Source organism: Rhodococcus sp. 06-221-2 (genome assembly GCF_002258365.1).
GTDB lineage: Bacteria > Actinomycetota > Actinomycetes > Mycobacteriales > Mycobacteriaceae > Rhodococcoides > Rhodococcoides fascians.
Genome location: NZ_NOYJ01000035.1, coordinates 399,448 through 417,782, shown reverse-complemented (window position 1 = coordinate 417,782; position 18,335 = coordinate 399,448). Strand labels below are relative to the sequence as shown.

Annotated in this window: 21 protein-coding genes; 11 read left to right on the top strand and 10 right to left on the bottom strand. The window is 63.4% G+C overall.

Annotated elements, in window-relative coordinates:
* The first annotated feature begins 1 nt into the window (after position 1).
* Both CH281_RS23670 and CH281_RS23665 read left to right on the top strand, forming a co-directional pair.
* Positions 2–421, top strand: a complete 420-nt coding sequence (locus CH281_RS23670) for a hypothetical protein (protein WP_306427560.1) — start codon at positions 2–4, stop codon at positions 419–421.
* Entirely contained in the window at positions 418–1,734 is a 1,317-nt protein-coding gene (locus CH281_RS23665; protein WP_094695666.1) for a hypothetical protein, read from the top strand. The genes CH281_RS23670 and CH281_RS23665 overlap by 4 nt, the downstream gene beginning before the upstream one ends.
* Here the strand turns inward: CH281_RS23665 and CH281_RS23660 are convergent.
* Together CH281_RS23660 and CH281_RS23655 are read right to left on the bottom strand one after the other, a co-directional pair.
* Positions 1,695–2,003, bottom strand: a complete 309-nt coding sequence (locus CH281_RS23660; protein WP_094695665.1) for a hypothetical protein — start codon at positions 2,001–2,003, stop codon at positions 1,695–1,697. The genes CH281_RS23665 and CH281_RS23660 overlap by 40 nt on opposite strands.
* A 45-nt stretch (positions 2,004–2,048) precedes the next feature.
* Positions 2,049–2,741 carry a hypothetical protein gene (locus CH281_RS23655; protein WP_143544860.1) on the bottom strand — a complete coding sequence of 231 codons (693 nt, stop codon included), beginning with the start codon at positions 2,739–2,741 and terminating at the stop codon, positions 2,049–2,051.
* 388 nt (positions 2,742–3,129) lie between these two features.
* On the opposite strand from CH281_RS23655, the gene CH281_RS27445 reads away from it, so the two are divergent.
* Positions 3,130–3,291, top strand: coding sequence for a hypothetical protein (locus CH281_RS27445; RefSeq protein ID WP_256984022.1), 162 nt, complete (start codon positions 3,130–3,132; stop codon positions 3,289–3,291).
* A gap of 191 nt (positions 3,292–3,482) precedes the next feature.
* Here CH281_RS27445 and CH281_RS23645 read toward each other — a convergent pair whose 3' ends face one another.
* Positions 3,483–4,730 carry an SMI1/KNR4 family protein gene (locus CH281_RS23645; RefSeq protein WP_143544859.1) on the bottom strand — a complete coding sequence of 416 codons (1,248 nt, stop codon included), beginning with the start codon at positions 4,728–4,730 and terminating at the stop codon, positions 3,483–3,485.
* Positions 4,731–5,063: 333 nt separating this feature from the next.
* On the opposite strand from CH281_RS23645, the gene CH281_RS23640 reads away from it, so the two are divergent.
* Positions 5,064–6,347 (top strand): MFS transporter, encoded by a 1,284-nt coding sequence (locus CH281_RS23640; protein ID WP_256984021.1) that lies wholly within the window; start codon positions 5,064–5,066, stop codon positions 6,345–6,347.
* Here the strand turns inward: CH281_RS23640 and CH281_RS23635 are convergent.
* Positions 6,322–7,344 (bottom strand): ABC transporter substrate-binding protein, encoded by a 1,023-nt coding sequence (locus tag CH281_RS23635; RefSeq protein WP_094695660.1) that lies wholly within the window; start codon positions 7,342–7,344, stop codon positions 6,322–6,324. The two genes, CH281_RS23640 and CH281_RS23635, sit on opposite strands and share 26 nt — an antisense overlap.
* Positions 7,345–7,440: 96 nt before the next feature.
* Positions 7,441–7,863 (bottom strand): hypothetical protein, encoded by a 423-nt coding sequence (locus CH281_RS23630; RefSeq protein WP_094695659.1) that lies wholly within the window; start codon positions 7,861–7,863, stop codon positions 7,441–7,443.
* A 133-nt stretch (positions 7,864–7,996) separates the two neighbouring features.
* Here CH281_RS23630 and CH281_RS23625 point away from each other — a divergent pair, with 133 nt between their 5' ends.
* Positions 7,997–8,392 carry a DinB family protein gene (locus CH281_RS23625; protein WP_256984020.1) on the top strand — a complete coding sequence of 132 codons (396 nt, stop codon included), beginning with the start codon at positions 7,997–7,999 and terminating at the stop codon, positions 8,390–8,392.
* Between the two features lie 71 nt (positions 8,393–8,463).
* On the opposite strand, the gene CH281_RS23620 is transcribed toward CH281_RS23625, so the two are convergent.
* The gene (locus CH281_RS23620) at positions 8,464–8,877 is read right to left on the bottom strand and encodes a hypothetical protein (RefSeq protein ID WP_256984019.1); all 414 of its coding nucleotides are present in this window, start codon (positions 8,875–8,877) and stop codon (positions 8,464–8,466) included.
* Between the two features lie 66 nt (positions 8,878–8,943).
* Here CH281_RS23620 and CH281_RS23615 point away from each other — a divergent pair, with 66 nt between their 5' ends.
* Positions 8,944–9,513: a CGNR zinc finger domain-containing protein gene (locus CH281_RS23615; RefSeq protein ID WP_094695658.1), complete on the top strand. Its 570-nt coding sequence runs from the start codon at positions 8,944–8,946 to the stop codon at positions 9,511–9,513.
* Here CH281_RS23615 and CH281_RS23610 read toward each other — a convergent pair whose 3' ends face one another.
* The gene (locus tag CH281_RS23610) at positions 9,514–10,293 is read right to left on the bottom strand and encodes an NAD(P)H-dependent oxidoreductase (protein WP_094695657.1); all 780 of its coding nucleotides are present in this window, start codon (positions 10,291–10,293) and stop codon (positions 9,514–9,516) included.
* 150 nt (positions 10,294–10,443) lie between these two features.
* Between CH281_RS23610 and CH281_RS23605 the strand changes: the two genes are divergently transcribed.
* A complete protein-coding gene (locus tag CH281_RS23605; RefSeq protein WP_094695656.1) occupies positions 10,444–11,307 on the top strand; it encodes a helix-turn-helix transcriptional regulator in 864 nt (287 codons plus the stop codon).
* Here the strand turns inward: CH281_RS23605 and CH281_RS23600 are convergent.
* Positions 11,270–12,424, bottom strand: a complete 1,155-nt coding sequence (locus tag CH281_RS23600; protein ID WP_094695655.1) for an FAD-dependent oxidoreductase — start codon at positions 12,422–12,424, stop codon at positions 11,270–11,272. The two genes, CH281_RS23605 and CH281_RS23600, sit on opposite strands and share 38 nt — an antisense overlap.
* Before the next feature lie 136 nt (positions 12,425–12,560).
* Between CH281_RS23600 and CH281_RS23595 the strand changes: the two genes are divergently transcribed.
* Together CH281_RS23595 and CH281_RS23590 are read left to right on the top strand one after the other, a co-directional pair.
* A complete protein-coding gene (locus CH281_RS23595; RefSeq protein WP_218829793.1) occupies positions 12,561–13,574 on the top strand; it encodes a redoxin family protein in 1,014 nt (337 codons plus the stop codon).
* Complete coding sequence (locus tag CH281_RS23590; protein ID WP_032392167.1) at positions 13,571–14,185, top strand: LysE family translocator; 615 nt, start codon at positions 13,571–13,573, stop codon at positions 14,183–14,185. Before CH281_RS23595 ends, CH281_RS23590 begins: the two co-directional genes overlap by 4 nt.
* Here the strand turns inward: CH281_RS23590 and CH281_RS23585 are convergent.
* Positions 14,169–14,843, bottom strand: coding sequence for a TetR/AcrR family transcriptional regulator (locus CH281_RS23585; protein ID WP_032389735.1), 675 nt, complete (start codon positions 14,841–14,843; stop codon positions 14,169–14,171). The two genes, CH281_RS23590 and CH281_RS23585, sit on opposite strands and share 17 nt — an antisense overlap.
* Before the next feature lie 77 nt (positions 14,844–14,920).
* Here CH281_RS23585 and CH281_RS23580 point away from each other — a divergent pair, with 77 nt between their 5' ends.
* Positions 14,921–15,319 carry a GNAT family N-acetyltransferase gene (locus CH281_RS23580; RefSeq protein WP_094695795.1) on the top strand — a complete coding sequence of 133 codons (399 nt, stop codon included), beginning with the start codon at positions 14,921–14,923 and terminating at the stop codon, positions 15,317–15,319.
* A gap of 327 nt (positions 15,320–15,646) precedes the next feature.
* Positions 15,647–17,188, top strand: a complete 1,542-nt coding sequence (locus CH281_RS23575; RefSeq protein WP_094695654.1) for an MFS transporter — start codon at positions 15,647–15,649, stop codon at positions 17,186–17,188.
* 114 nt (positions 17,189–17,302) lie between these two features.
* On the opposite strand, the gene CH281_RS23570 is transcribed toward CH281_RS23575, so the two are convergent.
* A complete protein-coding gene (locus CH281_RS23570; protein WP_094695653.1) occupies positions 17,303–18,331 on the bottom strand; it encodes a hypothetical protein in 1,029 nt (342 codons plus the stop codon).
* Positions 18,332–18,335 lie beyond the last annotated feature (4 nt).

The window sequence follows — 18,335 nt, the reverse complement described above, 5'->3', positions numbered from 1 at the left end:
CATGGGACTGTCGCCAGTGCGGGCAGCGATCATCGGGTGTGCAACGGTGGCGCTGGTGGCCGGCTGCGGATCGTCGTCCGGCGGTACCTCGCCCACCACAGCGGAACCGGTGCCCAGCACCGACTCCGCCGCGTCGGTATCCGCGCAGCTCGATATTCTGCGGATGAATCTGTCGATCGACGGCGGGACGGTCGAACCGACCAATCAACGCCTCGACGCCTCTGTGGGGCAGACGATTTCGATGTCGATCACAAGCGATATCACCGACGAGCTGCACGTGCATTCGGTTCCCGAGCACACCTTCGAGATCGAGCCGGGCAAAGATCAGCTGTTCACGTTCACCGTCGACGTACCCGGACAGGTGGATATCGAACTGCACCACAGCGACCGCACTGTCGCCACGCTCGTCGTTCGTCCGTGATTCTCGCCCACGGCCTCGGCGGATCGACCGATCTGCCGATCCCGGTCACCTACGCACTGATCGGAGGGGCGTGGGCGCTGGCGGCGTCGTTCGTGCTGCTGCTGTTCGCGTGGCGTCGCCCCAGACTCGACCCCACGCGTGTCGTCGTGGCGTTGCCGCGGACGACGGTGGTGGCTGATTCGGCGGTGGTCCGGGGTCTCGTCGGGACCTTGTCGGTGTTGCTGGCAAGTACTGTCGCCGCAGCATCGGTGTGGGGGCCACAGGATTCCAGCAATGCGTTGCTCGGCACCTTCTACGTTCTGGTGTGGGTGGGCATCGTTCCGGCGTCGCTGTTGTTGGGGCCGTTCTGGCGAATCGTGTCTCCGATGCGGGCGCTACACCGGGTCGTGTGCGGACTGTTGCGTCGTCCGACGTCGGCGGCAATCGTCCCGTACCGACGCGAATGGGGTTGCGTACCAGCAGTTTTCGGTCTCTTCGCGTTCCTCTGGCTCGAACTGGCCTCACCCGACTCGGGCTCGGTTTCGGCCGTTCGTCTGTGGTGCGCGGTGTACGTCGTGGTGATGGCAGTCGGTGCGGCGATCTTCGGCGACGAATGGTTCTCTCGTGCAGACCCTTTCGAGGTGTACAGCGACACGGTATCTCGGTTGTCTCCACTCACCCGAGATACCGCGTCCGGCGTGCTGGCGCTGCGGTCTCCGCTCGACGGTGCGGTGAGCCTGCCGGTGCAGCGGGGCACGGTGGCCGTGCTCGCCGTTCTGCTCGGGTCCACCGCCTTCGACAGCATCGGGCAGATACCGGCATGGCGTTCGCTGGTCGACGAATCCGCTCTCGGATCGGTGCCGACCAGAACACTCGGGTTGATTGCCATTATCTGCGTTGTCGGCGCGGCGTTCTGGAGTGCGGCCCGTGCCACCGGGGGAGTGTCGCGTAGTCGTCGCTCCGCGCTACCCGGCCTGCTCGCCCATTCCCTGATCCCGATCGTGGTGGGCTACAAGACGGCTCACTACCTCACGTACTTCGTCGAAAAGGGCCAGCAGACAATCATTTCGCTGTCTGATCCACTCGGCAACGGCGCGAATGTACTGGGGCTGCGGGATGCATCGGTCTCCTACGTCCTGTCCAACCACCCGTCGGTCGTCGCCGGCATCGCCGTCCTGGCGGTCGTGGTGGGGCACCTGGTGGGTATCACCCTCGCCCATGACGCGTCCCTGCGAACTCTGCCGAAAGAACACGCGGCTACCGGTCAACTCGCCATGATGGTCGTGATGGTGCTCTACACATTCGGTGGACTGTTCCTGCTGTTCGGTGCGTGATCGGGCCGCCTGCGCCGGACCCTGACAATCGTCACCGCTGCCAACACCAACCCGGCGAGTGTGAGGAAGTCGGACTCGGTGAGACCTCTCTCTGCGTCGACCACGTACAACGTTCTGCCTTCGATGGGGGCGTTGAAGAACAGCCACAGCACCGAGACGACACTCAGCGATATCGCCGCGGGCCACGACGGCCTGGCCAGACACCATGCTGCTGAGGCGAACACAGCGTTCATCAGAACGAGGGCATGGAACGGATCGATAGATGGCACCGGTACATCATGACGGAGTGCGTGCCAGACGACGACATCCCGAGCTCAGCGTTCACCGCGACAGAAAACCCGCGCTTCGGGATCTGCCGACCGGTCGGGAGTCAAGTCGGCACAGTCCTTCATGACGGGCAGGCCCTGATAGTCGGCCAGTTGCGGACATACGTATGCAAGTGCCGAGTAGACGAGAAGATCGTATTGAGCGACCTGATCGCTTGGAATCGACGGTGCCGCCCGATCGCTCGGATGCAGTTGCTCCCACATCTGGGGAACTCCGGAACCGGCGATCGAGTTGCACGTTGCTCGTCCGTACTGTGCAACCTGGCCTCGGAGGGCGCGGAACTCGACTCCCGAGTGCAGCGACCCGTCATTGATGGGAAGGCCGCACACTGCACGTGAGAAGGCTGCGTCTGCGCCGATCGGAACTTCGTCGTTCGGTCCTAATCGCCACTCCGTGCGCTTGTCCTCGGCGAGTTGTGCGGGTGATGGGAACGATTGATCCGGGTAGGCGGCACGCTGGTCGTCGAACACCGTCTGCCAGTACGTGACGTAGTCATCCTCGGTGATGTTCGGCTGGTCGGAGTCCACGCATACAGCGGTGTCGTCGACGGGAGCGTTGACAGGAGCGGTGGTGAAGTAGCGCTCGGGCGTCGGCGACGCGGTAGTGGGTGGGGCCACGGCCGGTGTGCCGCATGCGGTTGCCACGAACACTGCAGCAACCGGGATGATCGACCACCTCATGCCGCCAAACCCTAACAGGGAGTAGCGGTTCGCATCTGACACCCGGCCGCCCATGTGCAGCTGGGATACTCACGTGGTGAACCCCTTCTTCCCGAACCGAGAGCAAGTGTTGACCGGGACATGGACGCCATCGAGTGGAGTCGAGATAACGCATGCTGACCTGCCTGACCCGTGGTTGCGTGCTATCCACCGACTCAGCCATGACCTGCATGTGCGTCAGTACGGTGGCGACATCGAACACATTGGTTGGGTAGCAGAGTACGACCCCGACGGTGGCGCGGTGTGGCTTGCGAGCGCGGTAACCATCGCCGGCCGGCGAGCTAACGGCTTGAACGGCAACGGCACTGGCGCGTATGTCGATGCCGATGAAGATGCTGCGTTGTGGTCGATGGCGGATCTTGTCCAGAACGCAGTAGCCGAGGCCCACACAGCGTGGCCGTGGGGTGATGCCGGCGGGTTCATGAGCCCTCAGCTCGTCGACGAAGTAGCTGTGTGGCGTGACAGGAACGGCGGCATCACACGAATGGGAGACCTCGCAGAGAGCACGTGATCACTTGAGCGCAATCGCGCCATCAACGTCGTGGATCTGCTTGCACCGCATGGTCGACCGCATGACGGATCCAGCGTTCGTTTCGGTCGGCTGGAGCCAGTTTTCGGAGAACTCTCACCGCACGTCGGGATGATTCCCAAGTAGGTGTTGCGGCATTGCCTGCTGCATCGAATGCGCCATCGGCTGGTCTTCTACCGCTCGACCTCGATGTCCCACTGCAGACGGCCGTCGACAATCGAGGGACGCCACCCTCCGTCGAATGGCCTCCCTGACTCCAGACTGGTCGCAAGATCATCGAGTAGCGCGCTGATGGAAAACCATCGCGGCCCAGCATCATCCGCGTTCACTTTGTCGAAGACGGTCACGCAGCCGTTCAACTCACCTGGTCGGGCATCTACGAACAGAAAGTAGCCGTCCATTCCCGCGATCGGGATGAACTCGTCGACGAAGGTCCACGCGGCTTCGCCCGCGGTGTTGGCGATCACCCGGTCGGGATCGTTCTCCGCGTCGCCGGTCTGCCAGATGTCGGTCATCATGTCACGTTCGTCGAGCATCGCGTCGAGACCGAACAACTCGTATCCGGGGAACAATGCCATCCATGGCTCACGTGGGAGACCGTCGACGCAGCGGAAGAGTTCGACGAGCTCGCTCGGCCACTTCACTCCGGTTCGCCTCTGGGCATCGGCGATACGAGTTTCGTCGGCACCAGTGATGACGTAGTTCGGCACATTCGTTTCGAACCAGGCGGCAATCCGATTCCAGTGCCGCATGACGCTCGATGGTTCTGTCGCATACCGGACGGGAGGTCGTGATGCACGGGTAGCAGCATCAGCCACACGCTCGAGTGCCTGGTGCCGCTCGCCCTCGACGCCGTCGAGAACGACCTGCGCGAGGTCCGACTTCGACAACGCTGGATCGCCGAAACCCTTGACCCAGGCGAACTCCGCACCCAAGCACACGAAGATCGGCGACAGTGGCCCGGCGTCGGGTGTTTCGCGTTGCGTCAAGCTCAGACCGGCGTCGACCAAGGCACGTAACGCTTCGGCCCGATTGGCCTCCCGCCCGCTGTCCAGAACAGAGGAACCCGGTGTCGACGTCGGGCATGCGACTTGCCATCCCGTGTTGTCGTCGGGGTTCAGCTCACCGTGCTCGGGTACGTCGATGCGCGCGGGTCGGCCCTGCGGATCGAGCATCATCGCCGGCGTGAGCTCGAAGAGATGCTGCTCCAGGCCGGTGTCGTCCCGAAACCGTCGAAACATTCGATACGTGATCTCGGAGGGAAGGATGATCTGCGCAAGGCCCCCGAACTCATCGTGAACAACGCCGTCGGGGGTCTCGATACGCAACAGTGTCGCGGCGATGAAGGTCCCGGACGCTGCGAGGGTCCACCCCCGCGGAACATGATCGGTCGGCGGCCGATACGCAAGGTCGATGGTCACTGCGACTTGGCCTGGACGCGCAGCACAGACATTTACACCGATTTCAGACGCCGCAACGACCGACTCTGGGTCGGGAACCGCATGCACGTGGTGTCCGGTCGACACCAGCGAGTACCAACCATCGGGGACATGAATGTTCGCCGTGTTCACAACGTCCGAATCTACTGTGCGGGGACTCAATCGGTATGTGGTACCACGAACGATCTACTTCAGCCGTGATGTTGCAGCCGCTCAAACCTATCGCAGCTTCCAATTGGATGGCTCATCCCGATGAAGGAAGTCTGCCAGGCTGAGGGGACCGCACCGACCGTCGCGCCAGTAGTGTCGACGCTCGTGACGATCAACCCTGGAGTCGGTGGTGCGTCGGCGCGAGGTCGACTACGAGACCTTCCGTCGGTGGTCAAGCTCGTGTTGGCGTCGATGGTGCTGTTCAATGTCGGCTTCTATCTGGTGGTTCCGTTTCTGGCGGTGCATCTGTCCGAAGAACTCGGATTCGCAAGTTGGATCGTCGGGCTCGTATTGGGTCTGCGCACGTTCAGTCAGCAGGGCATGTTCTTTCTCGGCGGCAGCATCGCCGATCGCTTCGGTCGTCGACCGGTCATTCTGTGGGGCATAGCAATACGCATCGTCGGGTTCGTTGTGCTGGCGCTTGCGAGCAGCCTCCCCGCTGTGATCGTCGGGATTCTGCTGATCGGTTTCGCCGCAGCATTGTTCGCGCCCGCGGTGGAATCGGCCAACGCCGATATCGGTCGACAGCTCGAAGACTCGGGCGTTATCAAGCGCACCGAACTGTTCGGTTATGAGCAGATGAGCAGTCGGCTCGGCACCGTGCTCGGGCCCGCGTTGGGGGCGGTGCTCCTGGTGTTCCCGTTCTCGGCGTCCGCCGCCGTGGCCGCAATCTTGTTCGCCGGCATGTGGTTCGGGTTCTACTTTCTGTTCCCCAAGACAATCGAAACGGGCAGTGTCGTCGGTACTTCCATCACCCGGGTCTGGCGTGTGGTGTTGGGCAATCGACGCTATGTCGTCCTGGCCACGCTGTGCAGCGCACAGTTCGTCGCGCTCGCTCAGCTGTATCTGATGCTGCCCGAGCAACTTTCGCTGAGCATCGGCTCTCAGGATCTGCTCGGCTGGTTCTACGTGGGGGCAGCGGTACTGGTGATCGTCGGTCAGCGGCCGATGGTGGCGGTTGCGGCACGGATGGGATCGCGGGCCGCAACAACCATCGGCTTGGCCGTCATGGCGGCGTCGTTCGTCATTCCGGCGGTAGGACCAGGCACCATCACCGACTCGGTGTGGCCGTACGTGCAGATTGCAGCGTGGATCGCGCTACTGCACCTGGGGCAGATGTTGATGGTGCCCTCGATGCGAGACACGCTCGCTCGAATTGCCGGAGAACGTTATCTGGGAGCACATTTCGGACTGCTCAACACCATCGGTGGATGTCTGTCGCTGATCGGCACAATCGGCGTCGGGTATCTCTACGATCGCCTCGACGACGGCAGCGTTGCAGCGGCGACCCCATGGTTGGTGGTCGCCGGCTGCATCGCCGCGCCTGCCTTCGTGCTCGGTGTGTGGTCGTCGATGTCCGACGCTATCTGGCCGCGTCGACAGCCTTGATGTCGTCGATGAACGCAGACAGCACGAACGGGATGGTCAACGGATTCGGCATCGACACTGCATCGGAAACAATCGGATCCAGCGCGATCAATCCACCGTTGCGCACGACGCCCAGATTGGTGAATGTCTCCTGCGATTCCATGGACTCGCGGTGGAGTTCATAATTGTCGAAGAAGAGGTAGTCGCAGTCGAGCAAGCTGTAGCTTTCGGCCGACAGTTCGGTGTTCAGCTTGCCTTCGAATTGGGACGCCAATGCGGCGGGTGCCTCGAAGCCGAGTGCGGTCAACAGCTGGGCCCGCGCCGAGTCGGGACTGAACGCCCGTAGCTTGCCGTCACTCCACCTGATGACCAATGCAGCCGTCTTGCCGACGAACTGCGGATTGTCGGTTCGAGCCTGCGCCACAAGGGCTTCGACGCGGTCGACCTCGGCCTGAGCGGCACTCGGCAAGCCCACCGACCGTCCGATTCTGGTGGTCACCTCCTGCCACGGCAGCACCCAGTCGGTCTGGTCGGCAGCGTGCAGCACCGTCGGCGCGATCGCACTGAGCTGCGCGTAGACGTCCTCGTCGATGGCGTTGTTGACGGCGATGATCAGATCAGGGGCAGCAGCGGCGATCGTCTCCACATCGAACTCGGTCGTCGCATTCGCCAGCGCGACCGGTTCGTCTCCCTTGACTGTCGGTTCGGCCCAGATGCCGATGCCGTCGTCGGTCGAGCCCTTCCACACCGGCACCAGCACGGGCGTCAAACCCAACGAGAGCAGCACGTCGGAGTCGCCGATGCCCACCGCGGCGATACGGGTGGGAGCGGAGTCGATAGTCGTGGAGCCGAGCTTGTGCTCGATCGTCACGGGGAACGCACCGCTCTCGACGTTCGCCGTCGAACTCGAACCATCCGAACGTTGCGCCGAGCCGTTGGCGCAGCCGGCAACAACGAGTCCGGCGACCGACACGAACGTCATCGACAACGCAGTCCGCCGATTCACCACGGGATTCATCGAGTCTCCTTCGAGCGTAGTTTGGATGCCCTAATCTAAACCACCCACGCCTGATTGTGCTGTCCTACGTTCTGCGGTCGATACCTTCTCGAATGGCTACGGAACGTAGAACGTCGCGAACCCCGGCACGGTGGTCGCGGAAGTCGGTAGTCCGACGAGTACCACTTGCCCTGGCCCGCTGTACACAATTGCCTCGTGCGGGGATCCGAAGAGGGCGTCGGACAATCGGGCGTTGCCACTGGCCCCGGTAGTCAGGTTCACCCAGCGCACGTCGGAAATGAGGTAGCACCCGGTGTTCGCGTTCGGGATGTCGGTGACCTTGGCGATCCCGGGTTGCTCGCCGACCACCACGGCGCAATTGCTCGGGGGTGAATCGACACTGCCCCTGGGGTTTCCGTAGGGGGCTGGGTTGAACTGGAACGGGATCGTCACCTCCGCGGACGCCACTGCAGCCGACGCGAACGCCGCACCGACCATTACCGCACCGCACACTGCAAACCGTTGAACAAGCCTTGCCATGACAACCTCCACTGGTTTCGGAATCCGGCGATGGCACCATCCTCTCTCCTATTCGAGGCGAGAGGGTGGCAAACGAGCTATCGAGACGCCATCGACACTGGGTAGGGGAGAGGGTCAGGTGTACGGTCCGGTGATGCAGGACGACACCGAAAGACGCGTAGCCGACGCCACTCTCGTGATCACCGGCGAGAGTCTGTCGTCGATGACGGAAATCCTCAGGGGCCTGGGTGACGAGCTGGCCAACACCACACCGGATCTGCCGGGCGCCAACAGTCCGTACGCAATCGTCTTCCACTGTGTCGCCGTGATCGAGCACTGGGGAGGCTCGGTGATCGCCGGCCTGAAACTTCCGCGGGACCGCGCCACGGAGTTCACTGCCACCGGCCGGGTCGATGACCTGATCAGACGGGTCGACGACGTTCGTACGCGTCTGCCCGAGTGGGTGGATATGGCATTGCGCGAGGGGATTCGTGATCGGACCGTCATGGGTTCCACACGCCCGGAGCTCGCAACCGCCACCCCGGAATAGGTGTTGGCGCATCTGGTGCGCGAGCTATCCCAGCACCTCGGCCAGCTCGAGCTCACACGCGACGTCCTTCGTCAGGCGTGACGACTGCCGACTGTCGGCGTGGCGACCAGGTCGGTGACGGCGATCTGCGCATCCGTAACCGCGGCTGTCACCGGTCCGCAACGGGCCGATGCGGTGGCGAGGGATAAGACCGCGGAGACCAGTGCGATATCGCGAGCCGTCGTGGTCGGATCGGACTCGTTCGCATTCGAACCGTCGGGCAGCTGCTGGCCTGCTTCGACCCCGATCCTTTGGATGACGTCGTTGGCGGCCGACGTGCATTGGGCGAGTATCCCTAAGGCCCAATACAAGTCGGCACCAGCCAGAGGCGCTCGGGATGCGGACGCCGCGGCCCGGCGTAGGTGATCGCGTGCATCGGCAAGATGATCGGTCAGGGGATGCGCATAGCCGTCGGCGGTGGAGCTGCAGTGCTGTCGCGTCGTCATACCGAGATCCGTCCGTAAGGGAGTAATGTGGCTTTATTCGGTTACGGTAGCGACAGGAGGTAAGCGGTGCAAGCCCTTTTGGACGATTACACCCACGGTGCCGCGTTCGCGACGGAACTGGTGAACACCTCTCCGGCGGTGTGGGTGGTCGCCGGTGACCAGCTGCGCGACCCGCAGGCACTACAGGCGTTCCTCGCCGACAGCGACGTACGAACAGAAGCGCTCGACGAACGCGATCTGGAACAGGTCCGGGCGCTACGTGAGCGCTTGCGACCGATCGTCGACGCGTCGTCGCCGGGGGAGTTGGTCGACCTCACGCACGAGCTACTGTCGACGGTTCGGCATCACGTCGAACTCGTCGAGCTGGACGGCACCGTGTGGCGATGGAAAGCGACGACCGGGAGCGTCGGCACACTGGCGGAGGAGTTGACCGTGTTCACGGGCTACGCCCTGCTGAGTGCTCTGCGAATTCTCGGGTTCGAGCGATTCCGTGCGTGCGCGTCACCGACATGCAACGGCGTGTTCGTCGACGTCAGTCGCGGTGGTCGACGCCGCTATTGCATGCCCGACCTGTGCGGTAACCGGATCAACGTGGCCAACCATCGGCAACGCAGAAATGCGCTCGGCGACAAATGATCACGATCGCACGTGCAAGGCGAAACTCGACTGCCCGGGTTCTTCGAGGCCCTCTTTGAGACGAAGGGACGGCATCTCGTAGTCGCCGAAGTTCTGTTTCCTGAACGCTATTGGTTCGGTTGTCTCGAGTTCGAGTAGTCGCCGTTCCCAGTTCTTCGCTGCAACCGCGTACTCCTCGGCCGTCAATCGATCGGATCCGTGGACGACGAACGGAGGCAGCACGTCGATCCCCGGGTAGTAGAGGATACCGTGGTGGATGGGGAACAACAGGTCGTCGATGGGGCCGTTGATGCCCCGATCGGAGTAGTGGGCTTCCGGGCCGCCCACGGTGACCGACAGCAGTGCTCTTTTGCCGGCGAGGGTTCCTTCGCCGAAGCGCTCACCGTACTTGGTGTCGCTGTGTTCGCCGACGCCATAAGCGAAGTGGTAGGTGAACACTCGGTCCACCCATCCCTTCAGGATTGCGGGCATCGAGTACCACCACAGGGGGAATTGGAAGATGATGGTGTCGGCCCACAACAGCTTTTCCTGCTCGGTGCGGACGTCGGACGTGAGAGTGCCGGAGTCGAAGGCCCGTCCGGAATCGGCAGCCACCCGCAGTGGCGAGGACGCGGCAGGTCCGTAGTCCGACGCGTCGAGTGCAGCTTTCCACTTCGATCCGTACAGATCGGTCACCTGCACTTCGTGGCCTGCGGCTTCCAATGTGGTGACGGCAACATCTTTGAGAGAGTGGTTGAGCGACAGCGGTTCTGGGTGGGCGTAGACGATGAGCGTCTTCACGGGTGCTCCCTGTTGTCGAGTTGTGTTCGAGTGACGCCTTCACCCTGTCTCGTTCTGTCCGTCTCGTTCAGGGGCGCGATGTCCTGTGGTCGGTGTTCCTGGTATCGGCGGTACCACTCTCGATCGACGAATCCGAGGGATACTTCAGGTGTGGACGATTTGGCGAACTTCTTGAGGATTCGGCGGGCCCGGGTCGATCCGGCCTCCGTCGGAATTCCCGTCGACCGATATCGCCGCGTCGACGGGCTGCGGCGCGAGGAGGTCGCTCACCTGTCGGGCGTCAGCATTGATTACTACGTTCGTCTCGAACAGGGCCGCGCCACACAGCCATCCGACCAGATTCTCGATGCCTTGGCACGGGTGTTCGCTCTGGACGACACCGAACGGGCGCACCTGGATCGGCTTGCCCGTCGGCGTCGTCGACCTGCGAATACCCCAAAGGGGCGCGTGCGCCCCGAACTTCTGCGCGTCCTCGATCTGGTCGAGGGAGCGCCTGCGTTCATCATGGATCACCGCATGAATGTGCTTGCGGGCAACCGACTTGCGCGTGTGCTGTACGGCCAACCCATCCCGGGGTTGAACACTGCGCGGCACATCTTTCTCGAGGAAACCGAGCGGGGGCTGTACGACGACTGGAACACCTGCACCATGGATGTCGTCGGACACCTTCGGCTTGCTGCGGGGCAGTACCCGGACGACGCGCAGTTGGCGTCACTGATCGGTGAATTGTCCATGAGGAGTGACCGATTCCGTCGACTGTGGGCACGCGCTGATGTGTGCGCTCGAACGCACGGGCGCAAGGCCTACCGTCACCCGCTGGTGGGTTTGTTGGAGCTTCATCAGGAGAACTTCGCTCTGCCGGGTGAGCCGGGCATGGAGATGATCGTCCTGAGTGCCGCGGCGGGCAGTGCCAGCGAGGACGGCTTGCGGCTGCTTGCAGCCCTCACGCTCGATACGGCGTCGGGCAGTGAATCTTCTACTGCGAGAGACGATCACCCGAGCTCACAGGGATGACGCCGGTGATCAGGTCGATCATTCCGAACGGGGAGCGTTCCCCGAGACAGAGGTCGAGCGTTTCGTGTGACTGGATGGCCACCGCTTCACTGCGGGTGAACATGGCCTTCTCGTAGACGGACACGGCTGCATCGATGTTGTCGCGGTGATCGACAATGGCGAGAGCGAGTTCGGCACCGTCGAACATCGCCAGATTGGCGCCGTCTCCGGAGGGAGGCATCAGGTGTGCGGCATCGCCCACGAGGGTTACTCCCGGCGTGGCGTCCCAGCGGTGGTCGTTGGGGAGCGTGAAGATCTTGCGGGGAACCAGCGCGGTCTCGCCGTCGGTGATCAGCGCTGTCAATTCCGGTGCCCAACCGTCGAATTCGGCTGCGATCGCGGCTTTGGCGGAGTCGGTGTCGGTGAAGTCGATCGCGTCGATCCAGTCGGAGCTACGGGTGAGCTGAACGTACGTGTGCAGGATGTCGCCTGCCTCGCGATGTACGGAGATCCCCTTGCCCGGGGTGAGGGCGAACATCGCGCCACCGCCGACTGCGCGGGCCGTCGCGGGGTGACGTACGTCGACATCGTGGAGGTAGGTCTCGACGAAGACGGTGCCCACGTAGGTGGGTTGGGCAGCCGAGAGCAGAGAGCGGACTCGTGACCACGCGCCGTCGGCGCCGACGAGCAGATTGCTGACTGTAGTGACGCCGTTCGCGAACTCGAGTGCGTGTTGCCCGTTGCCCAGTGGGCGGACGGAGGTGTGCTTGTGCCCCCACTGAACGGTGTCGGCCGGCAGTGAGTCGAGCAGAATGCGTCGCAGGTCGCCGCGCAGTACCTCCGGTCGACCTCCGGTGCCGTCGTCGGCTTCGTCGAGCAGAGCCTCACCGTTCGGACGCAAGACGCGAGTCGCTTCGCCTCCCTCGTGAATGATGGCGCGGAACTGTTCCGTCAGCCCGGCCGCGGCGAGGGCGACCTGTCCGTCGTCCTCGTGGATGTCGAGCTGCCCGCCTTGGGTGCGCACGTCAGGCGTGGCGTCGGCCTCGTACACCGTGGCGGCGATTCCGTGCACGTGCAGTACTCGTGCCAGCACCAGGCCGCCGAGTCCTGCACCGATGATCGAGATGGATGTCTTCATGAATGTCTCCGCTCATTGTTGGAACGTTGTTCCAAGTAAGAATGGAACACTGTTCCAATGCTGTCAAGTAGGCGGACGCCCTCGGTCGCCTTTCGCGTTTGACCTGTCCCCTGGGGGCCGGGTTTACGGTACGGAGATGGACGACCTGCTGAGTGTTGGAGATGTGACCCGCGAGACCGGTGCCTCGTCGAAGGCGTTGCGTGGCTACGAGGCACTGAATCTCGTTGTCCCCGAACGGGCAACCAACGGCTACCGCATGTACGACCGCCACCAGATTCGAGTCGTCGCGCAGATCCACCGGCTGAATGCACTCGGAATTCCGCTCGCGGACATGCACCCGTTCGTCGACTGCCTGAACGCCGGAAGTCTGCACGCGGACACCTGCCCCGCCTCGCTGTCGGGGTATCGCCGGGCGATCCAGCGGGTCGAACAGGCCATCGACGACCTCGATCGCCAACGCGTCGCGCTGGTCGCCAACCTCGCCGAGGCAAGCGCACGGATGGCCGACGAGTGGGCCACCGCCGATGCGCACAATCCCAATCTCGTCCCGCTGCCGGCCGACCTCGACGTTCCACACGACGACGGAGCGACCGATCATCTGCGCGGGGTGGCAATGCCGACGACCCGGTTGCCGTCCACCGACGGTGGTCACGTCGACCTCGCCGCTCTCGGAACGGGCCGTGTCCTGGTCTATGTATTTCCGATGACCGGTGCACCAGGGCACGACATGCCCGACGGTTGGGACGCCATCCCCGGTGCCCGCGGATGCAGCCCGCACAACTGCGACATGCGTAATCACTATGCAGAGCTGGTGCAGGCCGGGATCAGCGCGGTCTATGGACTGTCGAGTCAACCCGTCGAATATCAATCGGAACTGGTTGGGGCACTGCGACTTCCCTATCCGCTGCTCACCGACAGCGAACTGATTCTGCACGACGTGATCGGACTACCGACGTTCAGCGCAGACGATCTCACGGTCTACCGACGACTTGCTCTCGTCATCACCGGGGGAAGCATCGAGCACGTGTTCTACCCTGTGTTCCCACCGGACCGCCACGCGCAGACCGTCCTCGACTGGCTCGATCAACACCCCCGGCAGACGGCACCGACGCGGATCGCATCGCGCACTGTCGACGGCGGCGGGCAGTGATCGGCATCGCCGATCTCGCGCTGTTCGCCGGAGTGTTCGCGGCATCGGCTGCCACCCCCGGCCCCGAAGTTGTTGCGGTGATGGCTCGATCCCTCGACTCCGGGTTCCGGGGCGTTCCTGGACTGGCGGCCGGCATCGTCGTCGGAAAGTTGACTCTCCTCGGCATGGCCATGGCAGGACTCGCCGCGGCGACGGCGGCCTACGAGCCGATCCTTCGCGTCCTCACCTGGGCCGGCGCTGGGTATCTCTGTTACCTCGCCGCGAAGAAGTGGAGGACAGCCGGAGCGCCGGCGCTATCAGTGCCCACACTCGACACGCCCCGCCGAGCTCACAGTGTCGGCCTCGGAATAGTGCTCACCATGTCCAATCCCGTGGCCATCGGCTTCTACGTTGCGCTACTTCCCAGCGTCATCGACCTCACACAAGTGCACCTCGACGACTATCTGTTGCTCGGACTCACCCTCACCACGGTCATGGCGGTGATCATCGGGCTCTACGGTCTCGCTGGATTGCGCCTTCGGCGCTTCTTCGACCGCGGCGGTCAACGCATAGTGGACCGAACCACCGCCGGAGTATTTCTCCTGTGCGCTGTCTTCATCGTCTTGCGCTAGTTCGGTCGATGCCGGCCAGGATGATGTCGACACCGGCCTGAAACTGTTCTCTGTCGTCATGTTCGGCGAATTGAGACGCGATTCGGGTCAGGAACGGATAGTCGCCGGTATCCGTCACCGCCGAGCGTGTGGAGTCGAGAAATGTCGCGCGGTCCGTCACCGTGGCGGCCAGTTGCCTTCCGGCATCGCGCTGACTCGCAGCCCCGAGGGCGTGGTACATGAGCACGGACGCGGCGTCGAACTGCGCATTCTCCGGAACTCCGCGTACGTCCAGTTCGGTTCCGATGCGGTCGAACAGATGCATGACAGCCGGCTGCCACGGCGCACCGGCAAGTTGCGTCGCCACCCATGATCGCGTGGTGATCATGTCGAACACCCTCATCATCACGCCGCGAACGCCCTGCTCTGTCGGCTCGTTTTCGGGCGAGGATTCCAAGACCGACGCCATGACGGCTTTGGCCGCTGCCGTGAGCAGATCTTCCCTGTTGCCGACGTGGTGATAGAGCGCCCCGGCACCTGTGGACAGGTGTGCGGCGAGAGTGCGAAACGTCAAAGCGTCGGTTCCACCCTCGTCGAGCATCTCGATCGCTGCCTGCACGATGCGTCCTTTGGACAGGGCATCGGACCGTCGCGTGGGTGTCGGTTTCTTCTCGGGCATGCGCAAATCCTGTCACAACTGGAACGTTGTTCCATGACCGAATGCGGGCTATCGTCAACATTTCTATGCTGTTCGGCATGGCTATCGATTTCCGAGTCCGCTTCGACGTCGATGATGTCCAGCTTTCGCAGCTCCATCACGATGCGTTCGGGGGGAACTACGAGTTGGTGCCGTGGGGATCTCGGTTGCACAGACACAGCAAGTCGTGGGTCGGTGCCTTCCATGGCAGTGTGCTGTGCGGATTCGTGAACGCAGCATGGGACGGTGGCAAGCACGCGTTCCTGCTCGACACAGCAGTTGCTACGGAATGGCGACACCAGGCGATCGGCACCAGGCTCGTCTCTCATGTCGTTTCCGATCTGCGTACAACCGATATCGAGTGGCTGCACGTCGATTACGAGGAACATCTAGTCGAATTCTACTCTGTGGCATGCGGATTCGATGCAACCTCCGCTGGACTGCTGCGGCTGAAGTGACTGAGTCGACCGTGAATTCGAGCCGAAGGGTAAGGCTGTTATCCGATTTCACCGCGGGTTCACCGGTAGTTCCCGGTCCCGGCAGCGCTGTTGGGTGACGCGGGCATCGAAGTCCAAGCTGAAGGTTCGGCAATCGAAGGCGAACGCGGGCGGTAAGTCCGTGGTCAGCCGAGCCGAGGCGAGCGGTCCGTGAAGATGGCATGTTCGGTTGCTGCTGACCCGATCGCCTGCTAATTTGACTGCACCGGAAGTAAAAGCGCTGGCTGTCAGCCGCGTTCGCACGCCGCTCTATCGAGCCGCCACTTCTCCCTTGACCGGAGAGGTGCCATGAGCCCGAAAAAAGAGCGAGCTACAAACAATACTGACGAGGCGCACGTCCCCTCGCCGCGGCACCGTCCGCACACCTTGAAAGCCGCGGCGGTAGCTCTAGCCGGCCTTTCGGCTGTGTTCCTGTTCGAGATGCTCGACAACTCCATCCTCAACGTTGCTCTTCCCGCCATCGGGCGTGAACTCGACGCGTCGACCACCGCGCTCCAGTGGGTCACCGGTGCCTACGCGGTCGTATTCGGCGGACTGATGCTGCTGTTCAGCGCCATCGCAGACCAATTCGGCCGACGCCGTGTGATGCTGCTCGGACTGACGCTGCTGGCCGTCGCCAGCGCTGCCATCGTCCTCGTCACAACACCCGAGCAACTCGTCGCAGTCCGTGCCGTCATGGGTGTCGCTGCGGCGATGACCACCCCCGGTTCCATGGCGCTGGCTTTCCGACTCTTCGATGAGGAGCCGCTACGCGTGAGGGCGCTCACCCTCATCTCGACGGTCGGCCTGGTGGGACTGGCGGTCGGGCCGACCGTCGGCGGATTCGTTCTGGCCTTCGCACCCTGGCAGGTTTTACTCTTGATGAACGTACCCATCGCGATCCTTGCATTCATCGGAATCCGCATGGGCGTAGCCGAAGACCTCCCCGAGGAGTTGCACCGCGACCCTCTCGACGTTGTGGGGGCACTCCTCGGCACGGCCACCATCGTCCTGGTGCTCGTAGCGCCGACCCTGCTCGTCGAACAGAGCGCAGGTTCGTGGATGCCATGGGCGTCAACTGCCGGTGCCGTGGCAGCGGCAGTCCTCTTCGTCGTCCGCGCACGCACCGCTACGTTCCCGCTCCTGGACCTCGAACTCGTGGCCCTCCCACTCGTGTCCAGCGGCCTCGCTTACAAAGCCGCTTCCGGTCTGGCAATCGCAGGCCTCGGCTACATGGTCACCCTTCAGTTGCAGTTCGCATGGGGCTGGTCGCCGGCTCTCGCATCGATAGGGATGCTCCCTCAGGTCATCGTGTTGCTCTTCAGCGGCCGACTCGTCGCACCATTCCTGCGCAGGGTGGGGATGAACCACGCAGCCTGGATCAGCGCGGCGGCGGTCGTTCTGGGCCTCGCCGTCTTCGCCGGGGGTAGCCGTTTCGGCTATATCTGGATCGCGCTCGCCCTCGTTCTCGTCGCCGTCGGGATGCGCATCGTGGGTGTCGTCGCAGGTACCAATGTCATGACCGGCCTTCCGGAGAATCGCACGACAATCGGTGCCGCCATGGTCGATACGTCGAGCCAGGTCGCCACCGGCATCGGGATCGCTGTCACCGGCACCATCCTTGCGGCGCTCTTCACGGGCAATATCTCGTCCACAACGTGGAGTGCCGACGAAGCGGCCTCGTTCCAAACCGGAGTCACCGTAGCGGGGTTCGCCATCGCCGCGGTAGCCGCAGCGCTCGTGTTGCTCGGCATGATGCGGGCGCGGTCAGATCGCGGCGCCGCCGTCGAAGCTCGAGTGCGACACCCGCTGCACCGATCTCGCCGGCCGATCGAGCAATTCACGAAGTAGGGATGATCCGACGCGACGCATGCAGAAAGGGTCGTCGCACAGAACGCTCCACTCGACGGTTCTGCAGCCGGGATTCCGCGACATAGGGCCCAGAGTGGAGCGCGAGTTGCAGTGCTACGGCCCCCGCACCACGTCGAATGCCGGCTTGTGGGTGAAGTCTGCCCGCAGTAGTCCGAAGTTCTGTTCGGAGTCGGCGGGGTCGGTTCCGGAGTCACGCAGCGAGTGGACGAAGACCGGTCCGATGTAGGGCAGGGTCGACGCCTTGTTCAGGCTCGATCCGATAATGGCTGCTTGCGCGTCCTCGGACACGGCCATGGGGCCGTTGCCGGTGGGTGCGCCCAGCTCGGTGATCCAGATCTTCTTGCCCCCGTCACCGTTGGTGGCCATGGTGGCGTAGGCCTGATCCACCTGCGCCCATTGACCGTTGGGGTCGTTCTCGACGGTGAAGGGGAACGTGTAGGGATGCAGCGCAACAGCATCCATGAATCCGGCTGCCCCGGCGGCGTACATCTGCCGCAGGAACGTCACTGGGGCGACGGTCCACGACCCGAAGTCCATGGTGGTGGCAAGCCCGGCGCTGAGCACCGTCGCGTCGGAGTCGGCGTTGTGAATTGCAGGGTAGGCAGCACGCAGCAGGCCGGTGTAGCGAGCGGCATCGACGGGTGCGAAGAACGTCGGAATGTTCGGCTCGTTCCACACCTCGTAGCTGTCGACGCGATTGCCCAGATGGGCGGCTGCGGCCCCGGCGAACGCACCGAAGGCGTTGGGGTCGAGGGGAACTGCACCGGGCAGCGGTGACGCGACGCCGCCCTGAGCCCATCCGGGCGTACCGCCGAGGACTGCGAGTACCGAATAGCCCAGCGCTGTTGCAGCATTGATCACGCGATCGGTGTTGCCCCAATCGAACACACCCGGTGCGGCTTCGATTGCCGCCCAGTTGACGACCACTCGTACCCACGAGGCACCTATCTCACGGCCGGCACCGAACTCGTTGTTCAACGTGGCGTCGTCGAGGCCGAGAAAGGCTGCACCGCTGGTGAACCCGAGACCCGCAGGCGGGCCGGCATGGGCGGCGGGAGCCGAGAGCCCGACGGCGACAACAGCGGCCGCGGCAACGGTCAGCACGCGGGAGCGAAAAGTCATGCGG

What these genes read in the sequence shown, in the direction of transcription:
- CH281_RS23585 (WP_032389735.1), bottom strand. Translation starts at nt 14,843, where the DNA reads ATGCCCGAGAAGAAACCGACACCCACGCGACGGTCCGATGCCCTGTCC.
- CH281_RS23575 (WP_094695654.1), top strand. Translation starts at nt 15,647, where the DNA reads ATGAGCCCGAAAAAAGAGCGAGCTACAAACAATACTGACGAGGCGCAC.
- CH281_RS23600 (WP_094695655.1), bottom strand. Translation starts at nt 12,424, where the DNA reads ATGAAGACATCCATCTCGATCATCGGTGCAGGACTCGGCGGCCTGGTG.
- CH281_RS23620 (WP_256984019.1), bottom strand. Translation starts at nt 8,877, where the DNA reads ATGACGACGCGACAGCACTGCAGCTCCACCGCCGACGGCTATGCGCAT.
- CH281_RS23595 (WP_218829793.1), top strand. Translation starts at nt 12,561, where the DNA reads ATGGACGACCTGCTGAGTGTTGGAGATGTGACCCGCGAGACCGGTGCC.
- CH281_RS23630 (WP_094695659.1), bottom strand. Translation starts at nt 7,863, where the DNA reads ATGGCAAGGCTTGTTCAACGGTTTGCAGTGTGCGGTGCGGTAATGGTC.
- CH281_RS27445 (WP_256984022.1), top strand. Translation starts at nt 3,130, where the DNA reads ATGGCGGATCTTGTCCAGAACGCAGTAGCCGAGGCCCACACAGCGTGG.
- CH281_RS23635 (WP_094695660.1), bottom strand. Translation starts at nt 7,344, where the DNA reads ATGAATCCCGTGGTGAATCGGCGGACTGCGTTGTCGATGACGTTCGTG.
- CH281_RS23625 (WP_256984020.1), top strand. Translation starts at nt 7,997, where the DNA reads ATGCAGGACGACACCGAAAGACGCGTAGCCGACGCCACTCTCGTGATC.
- CH281_RS23570 (WP_094695653.1), bottom strand. Translation starts at nt 18,331, where the DNA reads ATGACTTTTCGCTCCCGCGTGCTGACCGTTGCCGCGGCCGCTGTTGTC.
- CH281_RS23580 (WP_094695795.1), top strand. Translation starts at nt 14,921, where the DNA reads ATGGCTATCGATTTCCGAGTCCGCTTCGACGTCGATGATGTCCAGCTT.
- CH281_RS23670 (WP_306427560.1), top strand. Translation starts at nt 2, where the DNA reads ATGGGACTGTCGCCAGTGCGGGCAGCGATCATCGGGTGTGCAACGGTG.
- CH281_RS23655 (WP_143544860.1), bottom strand. Translation starts at nt 2,741, where the DNA reads ATGAGGTGGTCGATCATCCCGGTTGCTGCAGTGTTCGTGGCAACCGCA.